Source organism: Vibrio sp. 10N.286.49.B3 (assembly GCF_002873395.1).
Lineage (GTDB): Bacteria > Pseudomonadota > Gammaproteobacteria > Enterobacterales > Vibrionaceae > Vibrio.
Genome location: NZ_MCUV01000001.1, coordinates 273,008 through 296,275, shown reverse-complemented (window position 1 = coordinate 296,275; position 23,268 = coordinate 273,008). Strand labels below are relative to the sequence as shown.

The window sequence follows — 23,268 nt, the reverse complement described above, 5'->3', positions numbered from 1 at the left end:
ATGATCACGACTTTCCGATCAAGAAGCGTTAACCAATGAGCCAGCATCGAATAAATAGGGTTATTTATCCTGTGATTGTATCTTGTGTTTCTTTGTCATCACTTTTAGAGAAGTAGGCTTTTGTTAATGCAAAGACGACTGGGCTAAGTATTGCTAACGCGATTAAGTTTGGAATTGCCATCATGGCATTCAACGTATCACTCAGTAACCAGATAAACTCAAGGTCAATAGTTGCACCAACAGGTAAGGCTAGAACAAAGATAATTCTAAATGGAAGAATCGCTTTATTACCAAATAGGTATTTAGCACAGCGCTCACCATAAACAGACCAGCCAACAATCGTTGTAAAGGCAAAGATCGCTAAGCTAACCGCAACAATGAGGTTACCAACGCCAGGTACAACACTACCAAATGCCGCTGAAGTTAATGCAGCACCAGAAATACCAGAAGTCCACTCACCAGATATAATGATCACAAGACCAGTAATCGTACAGATGATCAGAGTATCAATGAATGTCCCTAACATAGCGATTAAGCCTTGTCGTACTGGATCATTGGTTTGTGCGCTTGCATGGGCGATTGGAGCAGAACCTAAACCCGCTTCGTTAGAGAATACGCCTCGAGCGACACCAAAACGAATCGCCATCCAAACGGTCGCACCAGCAAAGCCGCCTTGCGCCGATGTTGGTGTGAATGCTTGCTCAACGATAAGCGCTAATGCTGATGGAATAGCGGTTGCGTGCATAGCCAAAATGACGACACCACAAAGTACGTAAGCAGAAGCCATTAGCGGAACTAGTGCGCCAGCGAATGCACCGATGCGCTTTAAGCCACCAATGATAACTGCGCCAGATAGCAGCATGACGATAATGCCAACCACTAATGGAGAGTATGAGAAATTAGATTCAAGCACTTGAGCGATAGAGTTTGCTTGAACCCCATTACCAATACCAAAGCAAGCAAACATACCAAACATAGCGAATAGTGAGCCTAGCCATGCCCATTTTTCACCCATACCATTTTTAATGTAATACATTGGACCACCAAGGTAACGACCTTGACTGTCTTTTTCACGATATTTTACTGCGAGTACCGCTTCTGCGTATTTTGTTGCAAGACCAAATATAGCCGTTATCCACATCCAGAAAATAGCGCCAGGACCGCCAATGAAAACCGCGGTTGCTACACCCGCAATATTACCAGTACCAACGGTTGCTGACATCGCCGTCATTAGTGCTTGGAAAGGTGGGATCTCCCCATCACCTTTGGATTTTTCACGTCCACTCCAAAGTAAGCGAAACGCATTAAAGATATTAAAGAGTGGCATGAATTTAAGGCCAACACTGAGAAAAATGCCGACACCGAGTATCAATACCAGCATTGGTACACCCCAGACGATACCGTTGATCGTGCCGACGAGTTGAGTTAAAAATTCCATTTATTTGTCCTACATAGATGAGTAAATAATATTCCTTATTTGATTAATGCAATTCGCATTCCATTAACCTTAGTTATTGTAAGTGAATTATATTTTCATGGTCAAAGTATATACAGTCGAATCTAAGGGCAGATTAAGAGGATAGTACTGTTAAAAAACAGTTTTATTTTCAATAAGAAAAAGCAAATGCGCACCATGTTGGGGCAGGGCTTGCTACTATGTGGTGCGGTAAGGTTGACTTGGGTGTTCTTGAATTCTTTTATGTATCAGTAATAGAAAAGCAGCACTGATCAAATCTAAAGCAATCCAGATTTGAGATGAAATATAGAGATCAATGATAGGGTTATACAGAATGGTAAGGGCAACGGAAGTCCAAAAGATGATAGGTAAATTACGGTCGAATGCAACGGTTGCTGCCCATGTAAATGCACCACAAGCAAGAAAGCGCATGAATACATAATAGGCGTTCGGCAGTGATAATGTTCCTAAAAACAGCAAGCCTGAAACGAAGAATATTGCTATTTTTGGTATGCCCATCAGTACTTCTCACTATCCTTATGATGCCTGTAACTAGTTGACAAAATCGAGTTTACATTTTTATAAATGACTTGTCATACTTTATATTGTTACATGAGTTTAACGAGAGATAACAGAAGCATACTATAGTTAATATTTTTAGTGTTTAGTCTGTCACGCATTCTATTTATATAGATTGACAAAAAGTGATTTTTATTCAAGATATAAAAGTTATTAGCAACTAGACAGGATGTCTAGTTTAATTCATTGTGCAATAAGCAATTGATGTGGAAAAATGGAACTTTTAGTTTTAGCTATAGCCAGGTTTCGTAGCGATAAAAAAGAAGCCATGAGTAAGAATTTTGTTAACCTGGCAGAAGGTTTAACAAAAAAGGGACACTCTATTTTAGCGATATCTCCAACTGGGTTTGAATCAGAAAACTCTATACAACAACGTACATTCAGGAAACATACTCGATATGAGTCATTGATAGATAGTATCATTAATCTCATAATGCTTTGTCGACTGCTAAATGCTCTACTTGAAAAAAACAAAAATAATAAAATTAAAGTTAATATACATATAGCAACGCCTATTGAGTTATTAATCATGTCTTGTACATTGAAATCAAAATACTTTAAGTATATAACGTTATCTATTTGGCAATCATATTTAACTTACAAAGAGTTTAAAAATGATTGGCTATTTTACTTTAAAAATATACATAAATATTTTCATTTGTTGATATTTAATTCATTTGTTAGTGCCATTATTTATCGCTGTTTGTTGTCATTTTTTGATAAAGTCATTGTGCATAGTCAATACCAAAAAGAACAATTAAATGCTCTTTCTGATAAAAAAACAATATTTATTCAGAATGGAGTTTTCCCAAAGAAGATCTTTTCACTAAAAAACAGAAGGAATAGTAATCGATTAGAATTACTTTATATTGGTCACTCTAAACCTTCAAAGGGAGTAGATAAACTGATAGAAATAATGGCTAAATTAATAGAGCGTGATCAGAAAAAATTTCATCTAACTATCTGTTTAAGTGGTTTCGGAGGGCAGAAGGAAGTCGACATCCTAATAAAAAAACATCAATTAGAGCCATATATAACCTTTAAGAATGAAATCGATGTTGCATCAGAAATGACTAATGCAGATTTATTAATTTTGCCATTGAGAACCTGTGTTGGAACGAGTTTAACGCCAAATGTCATAGTTGAAGCAATATCTTGTGGACTGCCTATTGCTATTCCAGAGTTTATTCAACTAAAGAATATTATTAAATTTGATGAAAATGCGATAAGAATTGATTTAAAAGATATGGTAGTTAGTGCAAAGTCAATTGAAAATATGCATGATAAAAAAACACTGACCACCTTACTAAACTATCAATATAAACAAGCAAGCAATAACTATGACTTAGATTCATTTATTTATTGCTACTCTAGAGAGTTAAAAATCATATGAAAAGAATCAGTTTCATTTCCCCATGTTTTAATGAAGAGTTAGTTATTTATGAATATATAGCGAGATTATGTGCGATATCCGAAACTTATTCAGATTATATGTTCGAATTTGTGGTTGTTAATGATGCTAGTGAAGATAGTAGTGCATTAATTCTAAATCAGTTAGCAGAAAAAGAACCTCGTTTAGTTGTAGTACATCTAGCTGCAAATGTAGGTCAGCAAGCTGCATTATTTGCCGGTATTGAGGTAGCTACTGGAGATATTAATATAACTATTGATATAGATCTTCAAGACCCGCCAGAGCTAATTGATAAATTTATTGAAAAAATAGATGAAGGTTTTGATATTGTTCATGGGCAACGTTTATCCCGTAAGGACGAAACATGGTTCAAATTAATTAGTGCCAAATTTTTCTACAGATTTTTATCGATGACTTCGAAAGCTAATCTAGTTAAAGATTGTGGTGACTTTAGAGCATTTACTAAGCCTGTAAGAGAGGCAATTAGCTTATATAGAGAAAAGCATAAATACTTGAGAGGAATATTTTCTATATTGGGATTCAATCAAAGTATTATTCAATATAAAAGAGATGGTCGTCACGCTGGAGAAAGCAAGTACTCTTTAGCTAAAATGATATCTCTTGCCTCTGATGCTGTACTCAATTTCTCACGTTTTCCAATTCAACTGATGTTTATTATATCAACACTAATGTGGTCGGTCGGGTTAATATATTTAATGAAGGCATTAATAAGTAAGTTTATATTTGGAACTACGATAGATGGTTGGACATCAATAATTTTTTTTCAAGTGTTTTTTTCAGGAGTTCTATTGTTCTTTATCGCTTTAATTGGTTCGTATGTAGGAAGGATATTTGAACAGGGGCAAGGAAGACCTGACTATATTATTCGTGAGACTAAGAATATAAGAAAAAACAATGAAGCTAGCTAGGTTTTTTTCTGTTGGAGTGTTGAATACACTTTTTAGTTATGCTGTGTATTGTACTTTGATTTATATTGAAGTCTATTATATTTTATCTTCAATTATATCATTTTCTCTAGGCGTTTTGGTTAGCTATGTCTTAAATACAAGATTAACCTTTTCTCGTCGAATGGATTCTAAATCATTATTGAAATTTTCTACTATAATGTGTCTTTCATTATTGATAAGTATAGGCATGCTCTTTATATTAAAGACTATGCTAAATATAAATGTTTTAATAGCTCAAGTACTTGTTGTATGTATTAGATTTCCAATTGTATATATTGTGATAAAAAAGAATGTGTATATCTAAGATAACTCATATTGATGAGTTAAAGGAGGATTTATAAAAACTAATAAGCAAGAAAAAAAGGAATTTTATAGTAAACCTGAAACAGTCAGTCAGTATCAGTCTTTACGGTTTTCTAATCCTGGTGGTAAACTAGTTCATCAATTGGAAGAGAGGTTATTTAGAAAATACCTTGATAATTGCAATCAGCGCGAAGAGGTTTTAGACATCCCGTGCGGCACTGGTCGGTTGCTTCCTACATTAAAAAAATTAGATTTTATAAGTATTTATGCTGCAGATTATTCAAGTGAGATGCTTCTAGTTTGCAAATCTAACTCTTCATTTACATCAATAAAATTCTCAGAAGAAGATATATATAATACAAGCTTTAATGACCAACGTTTCATGGTTCTGCTTTCTAGTCGCTTTATTTTCCATTGTGACGATCAAGAGCGATTGTTCACTGAGTTCAACCGTTTAATTAAGGCCGATGGTTATTTGATATTCGATACTTTACGCTGGTCTCCTAGAACTTGGACATCACTTTTCTCTTCTAGGTTAGGAGGTAATATTTATACAAACTCTGACATAAGTATATTAACTTTGGCTAACAATCATGGCTTTACCATTGTTGACTCTGAATCAATACTTATACTCCCTAGTTTTATATATAAATTCTTACCTAAATTATTAATAACCTTATTAGATAAATTAGAGTCTATATGGCCAAGTAACCTAAAAACAAAAAAAATATGGATTCTTAAGAAAAAATGAACACCCTACATAGTTACCGGTTAATTATTTTCTGTGCGTGTGCCGTGTTGTATATAATATCATTAACTAACACAGTGCTAGTTAATGATGACTATATGGCACTTTATACATCTTGGTTACTTAGTATAAGTATGGAAGAGAATGTTGATTTTAATGTAGATAGTTATACATTATTATTTAGTCTACTAAAGCCAATTTATTACTTGTTGGGTAACGAATTTGAAGTTATATATGCATTTAGATTTATCTTTTCGATAGTAATCACTATTATCTCGTATCAATCTTATATATTGATGCGTTTTTTTATTCCTAAGTCATCTGCAATATCAGCTTTGTTTTTATTATTAACATCTTTAGCATTGGTAGTGCGAGGGTTAGATATTCGTCCTGACTTGATAATTACTTCTTTATGGTTGCAAATTATCATTGTGATTTATGTATATTCTTTTAATGGGATATACAAAATGATAATCATTGGTTTTACTATATCTTTAGCAATTCTTTTTAAGTTTAAAGCAATAGTAATTTGTCCTATCATTGTTTATTACTGGGTTTTTAGATTGGTGGTAAATAAAAGCATTAAAAAATCATTTAGTGAAATAATAGCTTTTATATTCGGTTTTTTAGGGTGTTTTTTATTATTTATAGCAGTCGAAGGAGGAGGGGGTTTTAAGTTATTTATTGATACAACAATAGATTTAATATTATATTCAACAAGTAATAGTAGTACGGCAAATTTACTTAAATTTGAAGTGCTAAAGTCATACATGGTCTTAGACATTATGTTTTGGCTACCTGCTATAGCAGGTATAGGTTCGTCAATTATAATGATTAAAAGTCAAGAATTGTCCTTTAATCAGGCCCAATGCTTAGTATCTATACTCATTTTAGCATTACTTTCGATCGTTACAAACCCTCACTATCATGCATATAATTTAGTGACACTCTACTCTCTTTTAACTCCTTTTGTTGCTTTTACTATTCACAAAATATCTAAGGTGAATGGTATTATGTCATCTTTTATAGTTTTTATTAGTTGTTTATTTCTTCTTTATCGAGGTTTTTACTATACATTTAAAAATAATAATCAACATCAAATAGCACTACACCAATTTATAAATAAAAATACAGAAGAAAATGATGCTGTCTTTGCTTTTGAGGGTATTGGTCTTTATCGACCTTCTACTTACCACTGGCGAACTTCTGCAATTAAATTGAGCAATTATTATGAAGGTAATTATAGTGTTTGGTATGAAATTAATAAAACAGCACCTATTTTAGTGATAGAAAGTTACCGTATTCCTAAATGGTTAACTAAAAAAGACAGATCGCAACTTTATAATCATTATATAGAATTAGCCCCATTTGTTTTAGTTATGGGGTTTGAAACAGAATCAATAAAACAGGCAGAGGTATTACGAGAAGGTTGGTATTTAATTACTAACTCAGAGTTAAATGCTTGTTTAGTAAATGAAGAAAATATAGTGTCGGGAGATAAAGTATGGCTTAAATCTGGTTTAAATACAATGGTTGCTAAAAAAGGTCATTGTAAACTACATTGGTTCTTTTCTTCAGAAGCTATTTCTTTATTGAAAGAAAGTAATTTAAATCATCGACCATACCTTTATGCGCCATAATATTAGATTAGAGGTGCTCAAAAACGGTGAAACCCCGATGTTGGTAGCATCGGGGTTTCGAATTTCTAGACTTCTCGGATGGTAAGGCCGATGATCTTAATGCAAAAGGAATGGAATTAATCCACTAAATCCTAAAAGGAATTAGATACGGATGAAGTCCATGTGCTCAACTTTTGGCTTGTACGCGTGACGTTGAACATCTTGTGGCTTAACTTTAACTTCTGCGCCGTCAATCATAAGAGTGATTGCTTCGTAGAACTCAGGCTTATCCATTTGGTTCATCACTAAGTCGTGGTCAAGAGCGATTGCAACTGGAGCTGCTTCGCCACCGTAAACTACTGCTGGGAATTGACCCGCGTGACGTAGGCGGCGGCTCGCACCCTTACCTAGTTCAGTACGTACTACTGCTTCAAAATTCATAGTTTTTACTCTCAAAATAGTAAAATTAAAAAAATCAATACTGACAATGCGACCTTGTCATATATCGTAAAGTTAAAATAGAAATTGGTAGTAACTATTCTAACGAGCGCGGATACTATCATCACGCTCGGCAGAGAGCAATATGTTTACTCTATAATTGCCCTTTTTAGAGTGAGTTCCACCTTTAAACCGCCCATTGCACCCCGATTTAGTTGCAGATGACCACGATAGCTATGTGCCATTTCACTCACAATGTTTAACCCTAAACCAGAACCGGGCGTTGTTTCATCGAGTCGAATGCCACGCAGAAGGACGTGATGGTAGTCTTCAGGTGCGATACCTGGACCATCATCTTCTATACATAAGGTAATCGTGCCTTGTATAGCGTCCTCTTCGCTATACACCCTGATCATGGATGTTGCCCATTTATAACTGTTTTCTAAGATATTACCGATCATCTCATCAAAATCAGCACTATCAGCAGCCACCCATAATTCGCTCTCTAGTTCATTGATAAGCATTATTTCTCTATGGGCAAAGACTTTATCAAAGGCAATGGATATCTCATCGACACGCGCAGCAGGGGAGGTTTTTACCGCGAGTATGTTCATCGCCCCTGCCATTCTTGCGCGGCTGAGATGATAATCAATATGTGTTTGTACTTGCTGTAACGACGGAGTTAGCTTGTTGGCTATCCCAGGCTCGAGTTGACTGACTTCATTTCTGAGTACCGACAATGGCGTTTTTAGCGCATGAGATAAGTTACCTGAATGGTTTCGTGCTCGCTCTAGTACTTCTTGATAATGAAATAGTAGGGCATTGAGATCGGAAACTAAAGGATCAATTTCTTTCGGGTAATTATCACTGAGCTTAACCTGCGCTCCAGAGCGTAATTGCTTGAGTTCTTTTTGCATGCGATTTAACGGTAACAAAGACCAACTCACTTGCGCACCGATGAGTAAAAGAACGCCAGTAAAGAGGGAAAGCAAAATAAGCCATAGTTGACCGGTGAGTTGTTGCAGGGTATGCACTAATGGTGCTTCATCGACGCCAAGAGTGATAGTGATAGGTTGTTTAATATCAGGTAAATAAATACTTCGCTGCAGATAAATGAGTTTTTCACCTTTAGCGCCTAAAACAATATTGCCATGACCTTTTTTCTTGATAGTTAGGTTTTTATCCCACAATGATCGTGAGCGTAACAAGTTATTTTGTGAGGAGATAGACCAATAAGCACCGCTATAGGGTTGATATAAGCGCGAATCGGATAACCGGCGAGTTAAGGTCAGTTGCCCTTGTGGTGTTGAGTCTAAATTAGCGGTAATTTCATCTAAGGTTAAATTTAACTGGGAGTGAAGTTCATCCATTAAAAACTCTTTAACAAGCATGGGCATGCCGACACCAGCCGCTAAAATCATAGTTGATAACCAGATCGCTGCTGCGGTGAGTAATCGGCTTTTTAAGCTAATGTTTTTAAAGTTTTTCCTAGGGTGAAAGTAGCGACTAAGCAGCATTCAATTGATACCCTAATCCACGTACTGTTTTAATGATTTTCGCATCAATTTTTTTGCGTAGACGACCAATAAAGACCTCAATGGTATTAGAGTCGCGATCAAAGTCTTGTTTATAGATATGTTCGACTAATTCTGTGCGTGAAATAACCTTTTCGGGATTATGCATAAAATAGGCAATCACTTTATATTCTAATGCTGTCAGGCTAACGCTTTCGCCTTGCCAAAAGACTTTTGAAGATCGAGTATCTAAGCTCAATTCGCCCACTTGCATCACAGGTGAAGTGTTGCCCGCGGCTCGGCGTAACTGCGCCCTTATTCGAGCAATCAACTCCACCATCTCAAAAGGTTTAGTTAGATAATCATCTGCTCCAGCATTTAGACCTTCAACGCGCTCTGTTAAGGTGTCTCGCGCACTGAGAATAATAACCGGCGTATTGATATTCTCATTGCGTATACCTTGTAATACAGTGAGCCCATCCATTTTTGGTAATCCAAGATCAAGCACAATCGCATCCCACTCTTCAGAGGTCGCACGATACAGCGCATCCACACCATCTTGAGCCAGTTCCGTGACCCAACCGGTATTGTCGAGCGTCTCAATAATTTGTTGACCTAATTGCGGGTTATCTTCTACGACTAATATCTTCAAAACGGCTCACTCTTCTAATCAAATTCTATTTGTTAAGCATAGTGCTTTATGGGTGTTTTATAACGTTATATAGATCGCGCCCTTTGAGTTCGAGTAACTCAAGTGTTGCAGCGTTATACTCGACCTTAATGATCTGGTCGTTATGCATTAGCCTTAACTCATAGGCCCACTCATTGTCATCTTCTTCAAGTTCAACGCGAATAATGCGGCCTTTAATTTGGCGATTAACCGTTGCGTATAGTTCAGAGAAAGGTTGAATAAGCCCCGCCTGAACAGCGGCATAAACTTCATCTTGATCTTCATCAAACTTGATATTGACGTTGGATATTTGCTCACTATCTTGAACTAAATGATAGCCATTGGTATCGCTTTGTTGGGCTAAGGCAAATGGACTCATTAAACCTAAAAGGGCACAAGTGATGATGGTTTTATGATTAATGCGATACATAAGAATGCTCCTAACTAGATAATAAGTTTAGTATAAAGATGGAAAATGAATACAAGCTGAATCTAACGCTCTTGCAGTTCATCGGCGAATATCTTATCGCGCATCTTCCAAAAGCGACCAGATTTACGGGCGATAATGAATTGAGGCAAGCGAAAACGGTGCTGGTGGTTAACGACTTTCGTTGGTGATGATTCTTCAAAGGGACGATGTCTGTCAGCAAGGTGAGGACGGACAAATTGTGCTTGGAAAGTTTGTTTCTGTTTTTTCGTTGTCAGAGGCCAGAATTCATGAACTTGGGCGTTGTTGTCACCAAGGTAACTGATTTTTAATTGTGATTTACCTTTCGAATCTTTATGAACGCTCAGTTGCATGTCTAAACATTCAAATACAAGGGCATCTTTAAGGTTTAGTGCTTCTTTTAGTTTTTTATCGGGATCAACTAATGTGGCATCGCACTCATGGCAAATTCTGGCGGCAATATCATTGTCAGCCCCGCACTCGCCACAATACTTAGCACGAAAACGGTAGCCACAGTGTTCACGCTCGCCCGTGTCTTCATCCGTAAAATAACCTTGGCAACGGCGGCCAAAATGCTCCAATAAAAAGCCATTAGTATCGAGTTTGCCCCAAAAGTTATTATTAAAACCGCAGGCAGGGCAAGGAACAGTAACCACCTCACTTTCAGAGTCCGGTTTAGGGTCACCTATTTCGGGTTGGTATAAATCGTAACTGTTGCCCGCGTAATCTAAGACTAAGCACTCTGTTTTACCGGGAGATAAACGTAGCCCACGCCCTACAATTTGCTGATAAAGAGAGATAGATTCCGTCGGGCGCAAAATGGCAATTAAATCAACATGTGGCGCATCGAATCCTGTCGTTAGAACTGAAACGTTAACTAAGTATTTAATCTTTTTCTCTTTGAAATCATTAATTATGCGATCTCTTTCAGGCAAAGGGGTATCACCAATAACTAACGCGGTTTCAGTTGCCGGTAATAGCTGAGCGATTTCTTGGGCGTGACGCACGGTTGCAGCAAAAACCATAATGCCTTGTTTATCTGCGGCAAGATGAATAATTTGCTCAACGATTTGTGGTGTGGCTCTTTTTGATTGCTCAATGACCATATCCAGTTCTGCTTCTTTATATCGTCCTGAATTCGCAGGTTTTAATTGCGAGAAGTCATAACTGAGTACTGGTGCATCAATGATTTTAGCAGGGGTTAAGAAGCCTTCATCGAGTAAATATTGAATCGGTAACTCAAAGATGCAATCACGGAAAAAGCGTGGTTCTTCAGAGCGTACTTGTCCGCGCGTATGGTATTGATAGAGCCAACCAATGCCCAGTCGATAGGGCGTTGCGGTTAAACCTAATACTTTGATGCCTGGGTTCACCGAGCGTAAATGTGTGATCACTTTTTGATAGCTACTGGTCTTTTCATCAGGAACGCGGTGGCACTCATCGATAACCAGTAAGGAGAATTGGTTGGCAAAGGCGTCAAGGTTTCTCACCACCGATTGCACTGATGCAAACACCACTTGTTGGTCCGTCTCTTTGCGTCCTAAGCCTGCTGAAAATATCGCGCCCTTTAAACCGTAGCCTTCATACTTTTGATGGTTCTGTTCGACAAGTTCTTTAACGTGCGCCATCACCAGTACTCGCCCTTTGGCAAGTCGTGCTAACTCGGCAATAACGAGGCTTTTGCCTGCACCCGTAGGTAAGACGAGCACAGATGGGGTCTGGTGCTGACGGAAATAATGGATAACAGCTTTAACGGAATCAGCCTGATAGGGGCGCAGTGTGTACATAAAGTTCTTATTATTCGATAAAAAGTGTGAAATAGCTCAACTATTGTAGCAAAGCGGCTTATAATACCCGCACAGATAAGTAGAGGTATTCATGCGTTTAGATAAATTTTTGTGCGATGCACTTGGTGTTACTCGAAAAGAAGCAACTATCATTATTCGTGGTGGTGGTGTTACGGTTAATGATCAAAAACAAAAAACTGGCTCATTTAAAGTGACGACTGAGTGTAAAGTTGAATGGCAAGATCGCCAAATTAAGATCTCAGGCCCTCGTTATATCATGCTGTATAAGCCAGAAGGTTTTGTATGTTCGCATGAAGATGGTTTTAATCAAACCGCATTTGAGTTACTTGATGAAATTAAGATGGAAGATCTTCATTTTGCAGGTCGCTTGGATGTTGATACCACCGGTCTGGTTTTAATTACTGATGACGGTAAATGGTCGCATCGTATTACTTCGCCAAAGCATAAATGCACAAAAACATACCGTGTTTGGTTAGAAGAGCCGGTAGAAGATGATTATGTTGAGAAGTTCCAAGAAGGTATTCAACTACGTAGCGAAACGGGCTTAACTCGACCAGCTATTTTAGAAGTGAGAGCAGAGAAAGAAGTGTTACTGACTATCTATGAAGGTAAGTACCATCAGGTTAAGCGTATGTTTGCTGCTTTGGGTAATAAAGTTGAAGCCCTACATCGTGAAAAAATTGGTGAAATAGAGCTTGATGAAGATGGCTTAGAACTTGGCGAATACCGCTACTTAACTCAAGAAGAAGTCGACTCTGTTTGGCGCTAATTTTGGAACATCATGACAACTAAGAATATGGGCACTCAGGCAGCTACGCCAACGTTAGGTTTAATGCTGTTTATTGTGCTAGGGGCCGTGGGTGCGTTAACACCGCTTGCGATTGATATGTATTTGCCCGCGATGCCCGCCATTGCGAAAGATTTAGGTGTCCTACCTGGTGCAGTGCAAATTACGTTAACCACTTATACGATCGGTTTTGCACTTGGTCAGCTTTTACATGGACCATTATCAGACAGCTATGGTCGCCGACCAATTTTAGTGATTGGTATTATCCTTTTTGCTATTGCTAGTGTGATTAGTGCGACGACAGAAAGTATTGAAGCACTGATGTATGTTCGTTTAGCGCAAGGTTTTGCTGGTGCTGCAGCGGCAGTTATCATACAAGCAGTTATTCGAGATATGTTTGATAAAGAAGATTTCGCTCGTACGATGTCTTTTGTCACGCTCGTTACTATGGCAGCGCCACTTATTGCTCCGATGTTAGGTGGGCACTTAGCGGCTTGGTTCGGTTGGCGCTCAATCTTTTGGGTACTCGGTATTTTCTCTATGGTTGTGATTGCAGCCGTCATGTGGAAAATTCCAGAAACATTATCAGAAGAGCATCGTCAGCCTCTGAACTTACGTACAACGTTAAAAAACTATGGCACATTATTTAATAATCGCGCCGCACTCGGTTTGATGTTTGCAGGGGCATTTTCTTTTTCAGGTATGTTCGTGTTTTTTAATGCCGGTTCGTTTGTTTATATTGATATTTATGGTGTTGATAGCGAAGTCTTTGGCTACTTGTTTAGTTTAAATGCGGCTGCGCTGGTGGTAATGACCAGTATTAACGGTCGTGTTGTGAAAAAAATCGGTTCACATAAAATGCTGCAGGTTGGTCTATTTATTCAGCTGCTTGCTGGTATTGGTTTGTTCTTTGGTTGGATGGCTGATATTGGGCTGTGGGGGATTGCACCGTTTGTGATGCTATTTATTGGTATGATATCCACAATCGGCAGTAACTCGATGGCGCTATTAATGAGTCAATATCCACAAATGGCGGGAACGACCTCCTCTTTAGCTGGAACGATTCGTTTTGGTACCGGTTCGATACTTGGGTTGATTATTGCACTGCTACCGACGACATCGCCTTTACCTATGGTTCTAGGTATGGGTGCATGTGCTGTATTGTCATCTTTATCTTATTGGTTATTAGGAAAAAAGACATAATGTCAGACTATTATTTAGAAATACAAAAGCTGGTTAATTCTGCGCTCGATGAGTTAGCGGCTGAACATGCGAGTGGTAAGGTTATTGATGCACCAGTACCTAATAATCACTTTATGGTTCGTTGGGTAACAAAAACGATTAAAACACAACGTTTTAACCGCTGCATTAGCTCGGACTTACAGCGCTGGCAAAAAGCTGGACGTTCAAAAGGAAACCAATCGGATCTTCTTTTTACCTTTAAACGTATTTCCGCTTTTTATGGTCAACATGTTCCAGAAGGCGAACCGGTTCGTCAGTTGAAAGATAGTGATGTTGAAGCATTTATCGACCAAATGGATGAAGCGGGTTGGTGTGTCACCAATACCGAAGTGTTAACTAACGGTGAGAAGGTGCAATTTTTCACTGATGGTGCGGATTCGTTTGCACTGTGTGGTGATCAGTGTGACAACGCATTTGATGGTGAAATCATGGCACGACCAATGAACTGGTTTGTACGTGGTAACCATGCGCAGTTCATTGAAATGGCATCGAAAGCGGGCTTTATGTTGCATAAGCATACCGACTACAAGTCACTAGTAAAATATCATGGTGAATATGTAGTCTACCCAGCAAATCATGGTCCAGAATTAGCAGAAATCCCAATTAGTGTTATTGGGTAAACGCTGAATATAAAGGTCTTCTTGTTAATCATATAACCAATGATAAAAGAAGACCTTTTGTTTATGTATCCACAGGGGCTGCTTTTTTACTAATTGCTTTTACCATACCATTAAAGATAAACAGGTGGGCTGGCATCATAGCAAACCAATAAAGCAAGCCAAGAAAGCCTTGCGGATGCCACCAAGCGGTCACATTCAACTCTCGATAGCTGCCTTTATCTGTAATGGTAAACTCTAAACGTCCTAGTCCTGGACCTTTCATACCAAAAAAGAGTGATAAGAATCGATTATCTTCACAACGAATCACTTTCCAAGAGTCGATATAATCGCCCACCTTTAACTTAGGTCCTGCAGGGGAGCGCCTCGTTGGTAATCCTCCCCCGAATAAGAGATCTAACCACTCCCGCGTACGCCATAATATATTCGCAAAAAAATACCCTTCGCTACGGCTGCCTATTTCCGTTATCACCTCCCATAAATCGCTGGCACTTTTGTCGGTTTTAATTGTTGAACCTGCTTGTTTCGGGTAGTAGCCATAACCCGGCTGCCAACGTTGTAATGCTGCAGGGTCAAAGCCCCAAACGTTGCTACGGGTAAATTTACCTTCTTGATTAATGGCATCACTAACCGCGTCACGATAGGAGATCAGTGGTTGCGGATAGCGTTGCCTGATTGGTGCCGAGTTAGCAATGAAATCATGCTCCAATCCAGCCAGTAGCGCACTGCCTATAGTAGAGGGTACTGAGGTCACCAAGCCTAGCCAATATGATGCCATTTTAGGGGTGAGTAATGCCGTTGACCATAAGCGCAATGGTTTGTTGATCACGCTGCAAATCATCATAAATTGCTCGCGATAAGTTAGCGTGTCAGGACCACCAACTTCGAAGGTTTGATGCTCAGTCACTTCAGATTGGCTAAGCGCGACAAGATAGTAATTTAAGTTCTCTAGAGCGATGGGGTTGGCCTTTGAGTCAACCCATTTCGGTGCAATCATGAGGGGGAGGTTATAAATGAAGTCGAGCATTATCTCAAAGGCAGCGGAACCCGAACCAATAATAACCCCTGCTCGTAACTCTGTGACTGGGATACCAGCTTGGCGGATGACTTCTCCTGTTTTTTGTCTGGCAAGTAAATGCTCGGAGTTTCCTGTTTGTGGTTGGATGGCACTTAAATAGATCACATGCTGTACATTGCTTCCCTGCAGTGCTTGCTTGAAATTGTCAGCGAGATCAAGTTCATAGTCAATAAAATCATGCCCTTGTGCCATGCCATGCACGAGAAAGAAAATTAAATCAAACTGTGGAATAAGGTTTTTGGTTGCCTCTTTATCCGCTAAATCTAAATACTCGATAGTTAAGTTAGGGTGAGGCTGTACTCTAGCGGTAAGGTAATCAATTTGACGAGAAGCAGCAGTAATACGATGGTTTTCGTTAAGTAATATCGATATTAACTGAGAGCCTATGTAACCAGATGCACCTAATATCAATATATTTTTATTTTTCATACTCACAGCCTCAGACAAGAAAACCCATTAATCACCAATGTGAATGAAACAGTAAGAAACTGCACTTTGTTGTATGTAATTTAGACATAAAACTCGTTATTTATGCAATTAAATTCTTAGTCTGTGATCTTGTGTTCAAAATACTTTCTACTCACAAAGAATTAGTGTAGATTCATTTTCCCATTTCCATAAAAATATGAGTGCTTTAATGTTAAAACTGTCAAACCTTTGCAAAGGGTATGTCGATGGTGGCGAATTTCACCCTGTATTACAAGGGGCAGAATTAACATTAAATAGAGGGGATCAAGTTGCTCTCATGGGGGAAAGTGGCTCGGGTAAAAGTACGATACTAAACTTAATTTCAGGCTTAGATATGGTGGACTCAGGTGATGTTAGTTTCCCTGATTTTTCGATGAGTAACAGCCCAGAAACCAAAAGAACAGCGTATCGCAGAAATAATATCGGTAATATATTTCAACAGTTTAACCTAATACCGACATTAAATATTGCTGATAACATTCGCTTTTGTCGTCAACTTAAAGGGTTAAGTGAAGATAAAGGTTTATGGCGACTCATTCTCTCTGCATTGGATCTTATGCCATTGCTCGGTCGTTATCCTGAAGAAGTCTCAGGTGGTCAACAGCAACGAGTTGCGATTGCGCGTGCCCTTTATATGGAACCGCAAATATTATTGGCCGATGAGCCAACAGGTAGTCTTGATGAGCGTAATGCTGAAGCTGTGATGCGTTTATTGACCACATTAAGCCGTAAACTAGATTGCACACTGCTTTTAGTTACCCACAGTAAAAAGGTCGCCGAGCACATGGATAGTTGTGTTCGTTTACAAGGGGGGCTACTCAATGTTATGGCCCGTAATTAAAGCATTACTCGGCCACTACCGTCGCTATCCGTTACAAATTATCTTAGTTTGGTTAGGTCTAACGCTAGGGATTTCTTTATTGGTCGGAGTTATGGCGGTCAATAAGCATGCTCAGCAAAGTTATACCTATGGAGAACAACTTTTTTCTAATCCTCTTCCATATCGAATTCGACCTAAGCACAGTGCTAACAAAATTCCACAAGGTTTCTATATTCAATTGCGCCGTTCAGGCTTTGAACAGTGCGTGCCGTTTGAATTAACCAACGTCACTACAGAGGATGGCGAAGGCTTTTCTATCTTAGGCATTGATCCTGTTGCAATGCTACAACTAGTAGGTAATGCGATATTAACGGATGTTCAAAATCTAAACCTAATGAAGTCACCTTATCCTTTATTAGTGAGTAAGGATCTTGCTAATCATTTTAAATGGGAAAATGGTGATTATCTTAAATTAAGAGATGGTACTTCAATAGGACCGCTTTATCTCGATCAAGATAATAAAATCAGCGGAACACGTATCATTTCAGATATCTCTTTATTGAGGCAGCTTGAGCGCGGATCAGGCCTAACGGTTATTGGCTGTGGTGATATGCCAGAAGAGAAACTGGTTAAACTACGTGAATTATTGCCAAATGGGCTACAAATCACCCGCAGCACTAAGCTTGAACTGGAATCATTAACGAAAGCTTTTCATCTAAACTTAACAGCGATGGGGATGCTTGCCTTTGTCGTCGGGCTGTTTATTTTCTATCAAGCAATGTCACTCTCTTTTATACAAAGACAACCTTTAGTCGGTATTCTACGCCAAAATGGTGTATCGAGCTGGCAGCTGGCTCAAGCCTTATGTTTAGAGTTGATGCTGTTGATTGTTGTTAGTTGGCTGTGTGGCAATGTCTTTGGCTTATTATTAGCGAACGAATTAATTCCAACCGTATCTGCAAGCTTAGGCGCACTTTATGATGCGAATGTTGGTCTATCGGTTCAGTGGAGCTGGGACTGGAGCCGCTATACACTATTAATGGCCATTGCTGGTGTTGTTGTTGCTTGTGGTTGGCCTGCGACACGCTTATTAAGAGCGCAGCCTATTCGTTTATCTGCTCGACTCTCTTTAGTGCGCTTTGCTGGCTCTGAGTTCTTGTGGCAAGCCATTATGGGTGGTGCATTCTTTATTGCCGCGATTGCGGTTTATCATACGCCGCAAACTCAGCAGTCGGGTTTTTTGATTATCGCCTTTATTCTGCTCAGTGTGGCGCTGATCGTTCCATTCCTTATTTGGCAATTATTTACTTTCTTTGGTTATTCACTTAAGTGGGTTAAAGCTCGCTGGTTTTTTGCCGATGCAGCAGTGAGTATGAGTTACCGTGGTGTTGCTGTGATGGCATTTATATTGGCACTGACAGCCAATATTGGTGTCGAAACCATGGTGGGTAGCTTCCGTGACACCACAGATAAATGGTTGACTCAGAGGTTAGCTGCTGACCTTTATATTTATCCATCTAATCACTCCGCTTCAAATATGAGCCAATGGTTAGAAAAACAGCCTGAGGTTGATACAGTTTGGTGGCGCTGGGAGAAAGAGTTACAGACGCCGAACGGAGCAATAGAAGTTGTCAGCTCTGGTGAGTCGCAGGGGGAGTTGCACTCACTCACCGTTAAAGTTGGTATCCCTAATTACTGGTATTACCTACATAACTCGCAAGGGATAATGATCAGTGAGTCAATGGCTATTAAATCGAATATACGTCCTGGTGATCGGATTACACTTGGCGATGTTTCAAATACTCAGTGGCAAGTTTTAGGTGTCTATTATGACTATGGCAACCCTTATCACCAAGTTATGATGTCACATCAAAATTGGCTTGCTTCTTATGCGGGCGCAGGCAATGTGGCTTTAGGGGTGTTATTTGATAATAGTGATGTTGATACTCTCAATTTTAAACGTCGTTTAGAGCGTGTCTTTAGAATTAACTCGCAGCGTATTTTTGATAATAGCAATATTCATAATCAAGCGATGAAAGTGTTTGATCGAACATTCTCTGTTGCAGCTTTATTAGGCAATATTACCTTAGTGATCGCTGTCTTTGGTATTTTCTTTTCTACGCTTGCAGGGGAGTTTTCAAGGCAGCGCCATTTTGCTTTATTACGCTGCTTGGGCGTTTCTGGTAAAGAATTAATAATAACGGGCAGTTTACAGCTATTAGTATTTAGTTTAATCGCCATGCTTGTCTCGATACCGCTGGGGTTGTTATTAGCTCGCCTTATTGTTGATATTATAATCACTCATTCTTTTGGTTGGTCTATCGATTTACAAGTGATGCCTTGGGAATATTTAGAGACATTCCTTTGGACCATTTCAGCGCTTATGTTAGCTGGCGCTTTACCGGTATTGAGGTTGATAAGAAATACGCCAATGAAATCTTTACGAGATGCTTTATAAATGCAAATGAATCGCTTTAAATCAAATCTATTAACGGTATTAATCGTTGCATTGGTGATCTCGTTAATCTTTTCTGTATATATCTTAGTTTCACCCGATCGATACGATGAGGTACAAGCTAGAGAAAGTGAAACAGAGCGACTTGAAGAGGAAGATCAAGTCACTTTTGATCCAGTTTTGCCGGGCTATGAGATTTCCTTACCTAAAGATTTTCAGCTTCACTCTGGCTTTCAGTATGAGCGTTGGCAGTATTTTGCAAGCCTTAAGGGGAGCGATGGAAAGCGTTATACCGCGCAGTGGAATTATTACCGTGTTGCCTTAGATGAAAGGGAAGGTAAGGGCTGGCAGAATCCTAATATTTTTGCGTCGAATATTATCATTACCGCAGAAGATAAAGTATGGCGAGAGCAACGTTTATCTAGAGCCGGTATTGGTCAAGCTGGTATGCAGAATCGACCATTTCGTTTGTGGATTGATAACTGGAGTTGGCGTTCAATGAATTCAACCCCGTTTCCAGGTCATTTAGATATCCAATCCGATGACTTTGAGGTGGAACTTTTTACGACAAATGCAGGGGCTTATGTGCTCAATGCTGATAAGGGCTATCAGCAGCAACATGACTTTTTACCGATTGCTTCGTATAGCTTTGCTGCACCTTATTTACAGACTAAAGGTGTATTAGAGATCAATAATGAGGAAATAACGGTTTCAGGTCCTGCTTGGATTTATAAAGAGTGGGGAAGTGATCAATATGAAAAGCCGCGACTTGGTAGTGATCGATTTGTTATCCCTCTCGATGATAATCAATCGATAACATTAAACCGCTATCGCTATAAGAACCAGAAGCCTTATCTATCAGCTACCTTATCTAATCGTTTAGGTGAAGCTATAGCATTAAAGGATGAAGACATAATGATGACGCCATTGATCACAACTACGCTTGATAATGGTGTTCAGTTACCTTTGCATTGGGCGATAAAAATTCCTGATTATGGTATCCATTTAACCGTGAGAACCAAGAATAAAGAGCAGTGGCATCCTTTGCTGCTTCCTGGATGGCAAGGTGAAATTATCACATCAGGCAGTCACCGCGTTGTTGGTTTTATGCAGTTAAGCGGCTATTAAAGGCATTTACTTTTGATACATTTATAGTTATTAAACTATTCACATATAGTGTGGCTCATTAGGCGATGTAATCTTCTTCATTAAGGGCTCCATATCATATCAGTGAGTAAATGACAAACGTTCAATAGCTAATTTGTACTACAATTGATCTGGTGTTGTAAGGTTTATGTTGGGCTTGTATCTACATATGTGGGTATTTTGTGCCTATATTGTGATCGGTTTCGTATTAATTATATAAACCATCGGAAAAACCGAAGTTAATCATCCAAACAACTGATTATTCCTTAGTGTAGGGAATGGATAAAATCATACTATTCGTTACTTATGTAATAAAATTAATAAGCTAAAGGGTTAACATCATGAACGCAGTCATTCGTGACTTTTTCAAAATGGAATCAGCTGGCGGTATCATTCTCGTAATTGCAGCAGCAATCGCGATGATTGTTGCTAACACGTCACTGAACGATACATATCAAGCAGTACTGCATGCTAAAGTACTAGAAATGTCGGTATCTCACTGGATCAATGATGGTCTAATGGTTATCTTCTTCTTATTAATCGGCTTAGAAGTAAAACGTGAGCTACTAGAAGGTGCCCTACAGTCAAAAGAAACGGCTATCTTCCCTGCAATTGCTGCAGTCGGTGGTATGCTAGCACCTGCACTTGTGTACGTGATGTTTAACTACGGTGATGCAACGGCACTTCAAGGTTGGGCAATCCCAGCGGCAACCGATATCGCATTTGCTTTAGGTGTTATGGCACTACTTGGTAAACGTGTACCGGTAAGCTTAAAAGTATTCTTGCTAGCACTTGCTATTATCGATGACCTTGGTGTTATTGTTATTATCGCACTTTTCTACAGCAGCGACCTTTCAACGCTAGCATTAGCGATTGGTTTTGCGATGACTGGTGTTTTATTCATGATGCATGCAAAACGTATAACTAACCTTACGTTTTATATCATTGCTGGCTTAATCTTATGGTTTAGTGTTTTACAATCTGGCGTTCACGCAACGCTAGCTGGTGTGGTGCTAGGTTTTGCTATTCCATTGAAAGGCAAGCCAGGTGAGCATTCGCCACTAAAACATATGGAGCATACGTTGCACCCTTACGTTGCTTTCCTAATTTTACCTATCTTCGCTTTTGCTAACGCAGGTATTTCTTTAGAAGGCGTATCATTGGATGGTCTAACGTCAATGCTACCAGTCGGTATCGCACTTGGTCTCCTAATTGGTAAGCCACTAGGTATCTTCACATTTAGTTGGGCTGCAGTAAAACTAGGTGTAGCTAAGTTACCTGAAGGTATTACATACCTACACATCTTCGCAGTTTCTGTTCTATGTGGTATCGGTTTCACAATGTCAATCTTCATCTCATCATTAGCATTTAGTCCTGCTGATCTTGAAGGCATGACAGACCCGCGTCTTGGTATTCTGATGGGCTCAACAATTGCGGCTATTATTGGCTACACTATGTTGCACTTCACGCTACCAAAAGCAAAAGCTGAGTAATATAAAGCGAAATTTATCGCTGCATTACTAACTAATGAGTCGAAACCCTTACAGGTAACTGTGAGGGTTTTTTTATGCGTAAAAGGTTGGTAGTGGTTAGGCTAATCATCGTGAGTTATGCAAACGCTACGGGTAGCGGCTCAATCCAGTGCGTAAAAATGTTAGAGGCAAAAAAAAGCCCAAACCGAAAGGAGGGTTTGGGCGGATACAAAAAATAGGAGTTAAATATGAAAAAAAACAGTGTAGTTACAGAGGTAGCAGGGAAAATAAGTTCGACGGCCAGTTAAACTTTGCTGCATTCTACTACCTACACATATTAAGACCCGCCTTTATTAAAACAGTTCCTTAAATTATTAAAAAAAGATAAATAAATTTAATTTAACTAAAATTCAATGCCTTACATTTGTTCTGGATATCTGGTCTGATCAGTTCTCGATTTTAACCTGTTAAGGGGTTGTTAATTATATTGCATGGATGTATATTTCAAACAGTTGTTTAATACGAGTGATTGAAATGACCCGCAAGAATAAAACAAAAGAAAAGATACTTGATGTTGCTGAAAGCTTATTTGCTGAGCGTGGATTTAACGATACGTCTTTGCGCGCAATAACCAGCAAAGCGAATGTGAATCTTGCATCAGTAAATTATCATTTCGGTGATAAGAAAAGTCTTGTACGTGCGGTATTAAATCGATACTTAGAATCATTCATGCCTAATGTTCAGCAATCACTGCTCTCTTTAGATAAAAAAGAGAGTGTAGAGATGGTTGAAGTGTTTGAATCATTGCGCTCCCCACTCGTATCACTCAACTCGTTACGCCCAAATGGAACCAATCGCTTTATGTTGCTTATCGGTAGAGGTTATACCGATGTTCAAGGGCATTTACGTTGGTTTATTTCTGCCCACTATTCGGAAGTATTGAATTTATTCACTAAGTCAGTGCTCAAAGCGAACCCATACTTAACCCCAGAACTGCTTTTTTGGCGTTTACACTTCACCTTAGGTGCTTGTGTTTTCACTATGGCATCAAGCAAAGCGTTAGTTGATATGGTTGAGAATGATTTCTCGCAAAAGGTACATATTGAGTCTGTGATTGATCAAATCATTCCCTATTTAGCAGCAGGCGTAACGGCTAAAACACCTCAAGTACTCGTCAATGAGTAGAAAAAATAATCTAGCATGCCCTACAACATGCATTAC

The 23,268-nt window shown here is 39.0% G+C and carries 20 protein-coding genes; 12 read left to right on the top strand and 8 right to left on the bottom strand.

Annotated elements, in window-relative coordinates; all coding sequences use genetic code 11:
• Nucleotides 1-64: 64 nt before the first annotated feature.
• A complete protein-coding gene (locus tag BCU68_RS01225; RefSeq protein ID WP_102562956.1) occupies nucleotides 65-1,438 on the bottom strand; it encodes a sodium:alanine symporter family protein in 1,374 nt (457 codons plus the stop codon).
• A gap of 216 nt (nucleotides 1,439-1,654) precedes the next feature.
• Nucleotides 1,655-1,975, bottom strand: a complete 321-nt coding sequence (locus BCU68_RS01220; RefSeq protein WP_133126118.1) for a DUF6804 family protein — start codon at nucleotides 1,973-1,975, stop codon at nucleotides 1,655-1,657.
• Nucleotides 1,976-2,249: 274 nt separating this feature from the next.
• Here BCU68_RS01220 and BCU68_RS01215 point away from each other — a divergent pair, with 274 nt between their 5' ends.
• From BCU68_RS01215 to BCU68_RS01195, 4 genes are all read left to right on the top strand, one after another.
• Nucleotides 2,250-3,428 carry a glycosyltransferase family 4 protein gene (locus BCU68_RS01215; RefSeq protein WP_241901244.1) on the top strand — a complete coding sequence of 393 codons (1,179 nt, stop codon included), beginning with the start codon at nucleotides 2,250-2,252 and terminating at the stop codon, nucleotides 3,426-3,428.
• Nucleotides 3,425-4,375: a glycosyltransferase family 2 protein gene (locus tag BCU68_RS01210; protein ID WP_102562954.1), complete on the top strand. Its 951-nt coding sequence runs from the start codon at nucleotides 3,425-3,427 to the stop codon at nucleotides 4,373-4,375. Before BCU68_RS01215 ends, BCU68_RS01210 begins: the two co-directional genes overlap by 4 nt.
• A gap of 484 nt (nucleotides 4,376-4,859) precedes the next feature.
• Entirely contained in the window at nucleotides 4,860-5,468 is a 609-nt protein-coding gene (locus BCU68_RS01200; RefSeq protein WP_241901243.1) for a class I SAM-dependent methyltransferase, read from the top strand.
• A gap of 95 nt (nucleotides 5,469-5,563) precedes the next feature.
• A complete protein-coding gene (locus BCU68_RS01195) occupies nucleotides 5,564-7,105 on the top strand; it encodes a hypothetical protein (protein ID WP_102562951.1) in 1,542 nt (513 codons plus the stop codon).
• Nucleotides 7,106-7,246: 141 nt separating this feature from the next.
• Here BCU68_RS01195 and rplY read toward each other — a convergent pair whose 3' ends face one another.
• From rplY to BCU68_RS01170, 5 genes are all read right to left on the bottom strand, one after another.
• Entirely contained in the window at nucleotides 7,247-7,525 is a 279-nt protein-coding gene (gene rplY / locus BCU68_RS01190; RefSeq protein WP_102562950.1) for a 50S ribosomal protein L25, read from the bottom strand.
• Nucleotides 7,526-7,671: 146 nt separating this feature from the next.
• On the bottom strand, nucleotides 7,672-9,039 hold the full coding sequence (locus tag BCU68_RS01185) for an ATP-binding protein (RefSeq protein ID WP_102562949.1): 1,368 nt from the start codon (nucleotides 9,037-9,039) through the stop codon (nucleotides 7,672-7,674).
• Nucleotides 9,029-9,688 (bottom strand): response regulator transcription factor, encoded by a 660-nt coding sequence (locus tag BCU68_RS01180; RefSeq protein WP_102562948.1) that lies wholly within the window; start codon nucleotides 9,686-9,688, stop codon nucleotides 9,029-9,031. Before BCU68_RS01180 ends, BCU68_RS01185 begins: the two co-directional genes overlap by 11 nt.
• A 46-nt stretch (nucleotides 9,689-9,734) precedes the next feature.
• On the bottom strand, nucleotides 9,735-10,136 hold the full coding sequence (locus tag BCU68_RS01175; RefSeq protein ID WP_102562947.1) for a PepSY domain-containing protein: 402 nt from the start codon (nucleotides 10,134-10,136) through the stop codon (nucleotides 9,735-9,737).
• 62 nt (nucleotides 10,137-10,198) lie between these two features.
• Nucleotides 10,199-11,941, bottom strand: a complete 1,743-nt coding sequence (locus tag BCU68_RS01170; RefSeq protein WP_102562946.1) for a DEAD/DEAH box helicase — start codon at nucleotides 11,939-11,941, stop codon at nucleotides 10,199-10,201.
• Between the two features lie 91 nt (nucleotides 11,942-12,032).
• Here BCU68_RS01170 and rsuA point away from each other — a divergent pair, with 91 nt between their 5' ends.
• Genes rsuA through BCU68_RS01155 form a run of 3 tightly spaced genes read left to right on the top strand, consistent with a single transcriptional unit; the run spans nucleotide 12,033 to nucleotide 14,611 of the window.
• On the top strand, nucleotides 12,033-12,731 hold the full coding sequence (gene rsuA / locus BCU68_RS01165) for a 16S rRNA pseudouridine(516) synthase RsuA (RefSeq protein WP_102562945.1): 699 nt from the start codon (nucleotides 12,033-12,035) through the stop codon (nucleotides 12,729-12,731).
• Between the two features lie 12 nt (nucleotides 12,732-12,743).
• Nucleotides 12,744-13,952 (top strand): Bcr/CflA family multidrug efflux MFS transporter, encoded by a 1,209-nt coding sequence (locus BCU68_RS01160; protein WP_102562944.1) that lies wholly within the window; start codon nucleotides 12,744-12,746, stop codon nucleotides 13,950-13,952.
• A complete protein-coding gene (locus tag BCU68_RS01155) occupies nucleotides 13,952-14,611 on the top strand; it encodes a DUF2913 family protein (RefSeq protein ID WP_102562943.1) in 660 nt (219 codons plus the stop codon). Before BCU68_RS01160 ends, BCU68_RS01155 begins: the two co-directional genes overlap by 1 nt.
• A 61-nt stretch (nucleotides 14,612-14,672) precedes the next feature.
• Here BCU68_RS01155 and BCU68_RS01150 read toward each other — a convergent pair whose 3' ends face one another.
• The gene (locus BCU68_RS01150; RefSeq protein ID WP_102562942.1) at nucleotides 14,673-16,115 is read right to left on the bottom strand and encodes a DUF2867 domain-containing protein; all 1,443 of its coding nucleotides are present in this window, start codon (nucleotides 16,113-16,115) and stop codon (nucleotides 14,673-14,675) included.
• A gap of 208 nt (nucleotides 16,116-16,323) precedes the next feature.
• Between BCU68_RS01150 and BCU68_RS01145 the strand changes: the two genes are divergently transcribed.
• The 5 genes from BCU68_RS01145 (at nucleotide 16,324) to BCU68_RS01125 (ending at nucleotide 23,232) form a co-directional block, all read left to right on the top strand.
• The gene (locus BCU68_RS01145; RefSeq protein ID WP_102562941.1) at nucleotides 16,324-16,995 is read left to right on the top strand and encodes an ABC transporter ATP-binding protein; all 672 of its coding nucleotides are present in this window, start codon (nucleotides 16,324-16,326) and stop codon (nucleotides 16,993-16,995) included.
• Nucleotides 16,976-19,432 (top strand): ABC transporter permease, encoded by a 2,457-nt coding sequence (locus BCU68_RS01140; protein ID WP_102562940.1) that lies wholly within the window; start codon nucleotides 16,976-16,978, stop codon nucleotides 19,430-19,432. The genes BCU68_RS01145 and BCU68_RS01140 overlap by 20 nt, the downstream gene beginning before the upstream one ends.
• Entirely contained in the window at nucleotides 19,433-20,557 is a 1,125-nt protein-coding gene (locus tag BCU68_RS01135; RefSeq protein ID WP_102562939.1) for a lipocalin-like domain-containing protein, read from the top strand.
• Between the two features lie 359 nt (nucleotides 20,558-20,916).
• On the top strand, nucleotides 20,917-22,068 hold the full coding sequence (gene nhaA, locus BCU68_RS01130) for a Na+/H+ antiporter NhaA (protein WP_102562938.1): 1,152 nt from the start codon (nucleotides 20,917-20,919) through the stop codon (nucleotides 22,066-22,068).
• Between the two features lie 513 nt (nucleotides 22,069-22,581).
• A complete protein-coding gene (locus tag BCU68_RS01125) occupies nucleotides 22,582-23,232 on the top strand; it encodes a TetR/AcrR family transcriptional regulator (RefSeq protein WP_102562937.1) in 651 nt (216 codons plus the stop codon).
• Nucleotides 23,233-23,268 lie beyond the last annotated feature (36 nt).